The organism is Kitasatospora sp. NPDC059722 (assembly GCF_042733235.1).
Lineage (GTDB): Bacteria > Actinomycetota > Actinomycetes > Streptomycetales > Streptomycetaceae > Kitasatospora.
Map to the genome: position 1 here is coordinate 1 of NZ_JBHWGD010000220.1, position 4,391 is coordinate 4,391.

Annotated in this window: 5 protein-coding genes; 4 read left to right on the forward strand and 1 reads right to left on the reverse strand. The window is 72.3% G+C overall.

Annotation, left to right across the window (positions count from 1 at the left end):
- Positions 1–103: 103 nt before the first annotated feature.
- Positions 104–310 carry a DUF397 domain-containing protein gene (locus ACFV4F_RS42550; RefSeq protein ID WP_380511241.1) on the forward strand — a complete coding sequence of 69 codons (207 nt, stop codon included), beginning with the start codon at positions 104–106 and terminating at the stop codon, positions 308–310.
- A 113-nt stretch (positions 311–423) separates the two neighbouring features.
- Entirely contained in the window at positions 424–981 is a 558-nt protein-coding gene (locus ACFV4F_RS42555; RefSeq protein ID WP_380511244.1) for a hypothetical protein, read from the forward strand.
- Here the strand turns inward: ACFV4F_RS42555 and ACFV4F_RS42560 are convergent.
- Positions 965–1,750, reverse strand: a complete 786-nt coding sequence (locus ACFV4F_RS42560; protein WP_380511247.1) for an IclR family transcriptional regulator — start codon at positions 1,748–1,750, stop codon at positions 965–967. The genes ACFV4F_RS42555 and ACFV4F_RS42560 overlap by 17 nt on opposite strands.
- Before the next feature lie 198 nt (positions 1,751–1,948).
- Between ACFV4F_RS42560 and ACFV4F_RS42565 the strand changes: the two genes are divergently transcribed.
- Positions 1,949–2,809 (forward strand): polysaccharide lyase, encoded by an 861-nt coding sequence (locus tag ACFV4F_RS42565; RefSeq protein WP_380511250.1) that lies wholly within the window; start codon positions 1,949–1,951, stop codon positions 2,807–2,809.
- Positions 2,810–3,098: 289 nt separating this feature from the next.
- Positions 3,099–4,313: a serine hydrolase domain-containing protein gene (locus tag ACFV4F_RS42570; protein ID WP_380511253.1), complete on the forward strand. Its 1,215-nt coding sequence runs from the start codon at positions 3,099–3,101 to the stop codon at positions 4,311–4,313.
- Positions 4,314–4,391: the final 78 nt, after the last annotated feature.

A 4,391-nucleotide genomic window follows, 5' to 3' on the forward strand; every position in this document is an offset into this window, starting at 1 on the left:
CCACTCGCCTGACCGCCAGCCCCGACAAAGTCGGGCAATACCTCCGCCCGAAATCGCCTGCGGAAGCCTAAATCAGTATCGAACGCCCTCTGAGAGGAATGCCGTGATCCCCACTCCCGACCTGGCTGGCCCCGCGTGGCGCAAGAGCAGCTACAGCAACGGCGGTGGCGGCTGCATCGAGGTGGACGACGCACGCCCCGGCAGGGTCCGTGACTCGAAGGACCCCCACGGTCCTGCCCTGGTCTTCCCCTCCGACGCCTGGCGGTCGTTCATCACCGCCGTCCAGGCTGGCGAGTTCGGCGACGTCTGAGCCGACCGCGCGCTCGGCCAAGGCTTTCCCCGGCCGAACGCCCCGTAATTCCCTCGCCACCAAAGCCCCTTCACCGCTACCGTCCCCCCAAAGATCACGGAGGGGGTGCGCCGATGCGGCCGCTACTGCTACTCGACGTCGACGGGCCGCTCAACCCCGCCGCCCACAAGCCCCACCGCCGGCCGCCCGGCTACGAGACCCACCGAGTCCTCACTCCCCGCTGGGAGGCCGCCGAACGGCGGCGGCTCACCGACTGGGGGCTGCCCAACAAGGCCCCCAAGCCCCTCCGGCTCTGGCTCAACCCGGACCACGGGCCCCACTTGGCCGCCCTCCCCTTCGACCTCGTCTGGGCGACCACCTGGGAAGACGAAGCCAACGCCTTCATCGCCCCCGTCCTCGGGCTGCCCGAACTCCCCGTCATCACCTGGTCCGAACCCCGGCCCACCCCACCCCGCGGCGTCTTCTGGAAGACCCCCGAGATCGTCGCCTGGGCCGAGGGCCGCCCGTTCGCCTGGGTCGACGACCAGATCACCGACGCCGACCGCGACTGGACGGCCGCCCACCACGACGGCCCGGCCCTCCTCCACCGCGTCGACGACCGAACCGGCCTGAGGACCGACGACTTCGCCACCCTCCGGCAGTGGGCGAATCAGCTCACAGGTGACGCGTAGCCAGCGCCAGCCGCTCCTGGGCCTCGAACAGCGCGTCGCGGATCATCTGTTCGCGCCCCGGCGTGAGCCGTGCGAGCGGGACGGAGCAGCTGACCGCGTCCCGGGCCGGCGTGCGGTACGGGACGGCGACGGCGTAGCAGCCCAGGCCGAGCGTGTTCTCCTCCCGGTCCGTCGCGTAGCCGCGCTCACGGATCGCTCGGAGGTCGTCGAGCAGGGCCGCCCGGGTCGTGTGGGTGTGGTCGGTCAACGGCTCCAGGCGCTCGGGCAGCAGCCGCCCGATCTCCTCGTCCGACATCGTCGCCAGCAGCGCCTTGCCGAGCGCCGTCGCGTGCGCTGGCAGCCGGCGGCCGACGCGGGTGAACGGGCGGAGGTAGTGCTGGGAGGCGCGGGTGGCGAGGTAGACGACGTCCGTGCCGTCGAGGCGGGCGAGGTGGATGGTCTCGGTGGTGTCGTCGGCGAGGCGGTCGAGGGCCGGGCGCGTGGCGGCGACGGCCTCGTCACCGTCGATGTAGGCGGTGCCGACGAGCAGGGCCCGCACCCCTATGCCGTACCGGGTGCCCGTCAGGTCGGTCTCCACCCAGCCGAGATCGACCAGTGTGCGCAGCAGCATGTACAGGCTGCTCTTCGGGTAGCCGAGGGCCTCCTGGACGTCGGCGAGGCTGTGCAGTCCGGGGCGTTCGGCGAAGTACTCCAGCACCTCGACCGTGCGGACGGCGGACTTCACGCCCGCTGCGGCGGCGGTGGCGGCGGTGGAACTCGGCTGCGCCATAGGGGTCCTCCCTGTTCGCGTGCGCGTGGACTGCGAGAGCAATATAGCCGGGCCGTCGATGCCGAAACCGACGGAGCGTTCACATCCTTGAACTCTGTCCAGACTCTTGACTCGGACACGCCCACGGCCGTGTCATGGTGAGCGGCTCCCAGCTCCCGCCCGTGCCACTTCCCCCGTCTCCAGAGCCGAAGGACCGTCATGAAGCGCTTGCTCACCGCCCTGTGCGCCTCCCTCGCCCTCCTCTCCGCGTCCCCGGCCCAAGCCGTCACGGCCACCCAGGCGAAGAGCACCGACGCAGCCTCCTGGACCGGCGACTTCACCGGCTACGGCAGCAGCACCTGGACCAGCGCCTGGGGCACCCTCACCAAGGGCAAGTGGGGCCAGCAGAACCTCAGCCTCGTCAACGACCCCGCCGCCCCCGGCGACGGCTCCGCGCTGCAGGTGTTCTACGGCGCCGGGTCCTCCGCCAACTCCTGTTCCGACTGCCCCTCCAGCGGCGGCGGCCAGTTCTACACCGACCTCCCCACGCTCGGTCTCGGCGACCTCGCCAACTCCACCACCCTGGACCTGAAGTACAGCCTCAAACTGCCCGCCGGCTTCGACTTCGGCAAGGCCGGCAAGCTCCCCGGCCTGTACGGCGGCTCCCCGGGCGAGGCGTCCGGCGGCAACCACGGCAACGCCTGGTCCACCCGCTACATGTGGCGCAACCCCGGCTCCGGCGCCGGCGACGGCGAGGTGTACCTCTACACCCCCACCAACTCCGGCCCCACCGGCTACGGCGTCGACCTCGGCCTCGGCTCCTGGCAGTGGCCCGCCGACGGCGCCTGGCACAGCGTCGAGCAGCTCGTCGACCGCGGCAGCGGCGACGTCACCGTCTGGCTCGACGGCGCCCAGGTCTTCACCCAGCCCGGCGCGGGCGCCCCGGACCTCGCGTCGATCCCGTTCAGCGGCGTGTTCTTCTCCACCTTCTACGGCGGCCACGACACCTCGTGGGGCCCGTCCACGGACCAGTACGCGTACTTCGCGCACTTCAGCCTCGCGACCGGCGTCCAGCACTGACGGCAGCCGGAGCCGGCCCCCGCCCACGAACGCCGGGCTGAGAACGCGCGGTCCGAGGCGCCCCGTCCGAGAGTGCGTGCGGGCCGGGAGGCGCCGCACCACCTCCGGGTCGGAGCTCGCGGCGCGAGGACGCGCTCGTCAGCCGCGAGCAGCCCCCCGAGCCGTGGGCGGTCCCGGTGATCCGAACGAGTGGACTCGCCGGGGTGGGCGGCGGGGACGGGCGTCCCGGGCGGGCCGCCGTGGTGAATGGTGCCGTCCGAGCCCGTGACCCTGGAAGAGGCGCCCCGACGTGCGACGCACCCACTACCGCAGGCTGTTCGCCACGACGCTGTTCGTGGCCTCCGTTCTCGCCCCCATCGCGGCCGCTCCCGCCGCGACGATCGCCACCGCGACCGTGCCCGCCGCAGCCGTCGAGCGCTGCCACCACGGCGTGTGCCCCGGTTCCACCCTCAGTCCCGAGTTGACCGCTCGGCTGGACGCGAAGATCGAGGAGGTGCGCCGGCAGGCGGGCATCCCCGGGGTCGTCGTCGGGCTGTGGATGCCCGGCAAGGGCGACTACGTCCGTGCGACCGGCGTCGCCGACAAGACCACCGGCGCGCCGATGGCCCTGGACTCGCGGATCCGGATCGGCAGCGAGACCAAGACCTTCACGGTCACCGCGCTGCTGGAGCTCGTGGACGAGGGCAGGGTCGGGCTCGACGACAAGATCTCCGACTACGTCGACGGCGTGCCGTGCGGCGACCGGATCACGCTGCGCCAGCTCGCCGAGATGCGCAGCGGCCTGTTCCCGTACACCTCGGACGCGGGCTTCGCCCACGACCTGGAGAGCGATCCGACCCGTGCCTTCACGCCGCAGGAGGTGCTCGCGTACGGCTTCAAGCACGACAACACGTTCGGGCCGGGCGAGCAGTTCCAGTACTCCAACAGCAATCTCATCCTGCTCGGCCTCGTGGTGGAGAAGGTCACCCGGCGGCCGTTGGCCGACGTGATCCACGAGCGGGTGGTGCGGCCGTCGCACCTGCACCACACGTTCCTCCCCGGCGGGGCCGAGTTCCCGGAGCCGCACCCGCGCGGTTACACGGATCAGACGCCGACCGGCGCGACCGCGGACGCCACCGACTGGAACCCGAGCTGGGCCTGGGCGGCCGGCGCGATGATCTCGGACCTGCCGGACCTGCGCCACTGGGCCGAAGTCCTCGCCACCGGGCGCCTGCTGAGCCGCGAGACCCAGGCGCAGCGGCTCACGACGTTCCCGACCGGGTTCCCCGGGACGAGCTACGGCCTCGGCATCTTCGACACCAACGGCTGGATCGGCCACAACGGCTCGATCCCCGGCTACGAGACGGTGACCATCTACCTGCCTGCCCAGCGGGCCACCCTGGTCATCATGATCAACACCGATTCCAAGACCGGGGGCCAGGAGCCCTCCACCCTCCTCGGCCGCGCGATCACCGCCATCGTGACCCCGGACAACGTGTACGACGCCTCGGCCACCGCGGGCTGAGCGACCAGCGGGCGGGGGGGCGGCCGCCGCGGGCCGCCCCGCGCCCCCCCCCCCCCCCCCCCGCGCGGGGGCGGCGCG

Excerpts from the sequence above, each read along its gene's own strand:
- ACFV4F_RS42560 (WP_380511247.1), bottom strand. The coding sequence starts at position 1,750 with ATGGCGCAGCCGAGTTCCACCGCCGCCACCGCCGCCGCAGCGGGCGTG.
- ACFV4F_RS42555 (WP_380511244.1), top strand. The coding sequence starts at position 424 with ATGCGGCCGCTACTGCTACTCGACGTCGACGGGCCGCTCAACCCCGCC.
- ACFV4F_RS42565 (WP_380511250.1), top strand. The coding sequence starts at position 1,949 with ATGAAGCGCTTGCTCACCGCCCTGTGCGCCTCCCTCGCCCTCCTCTCC.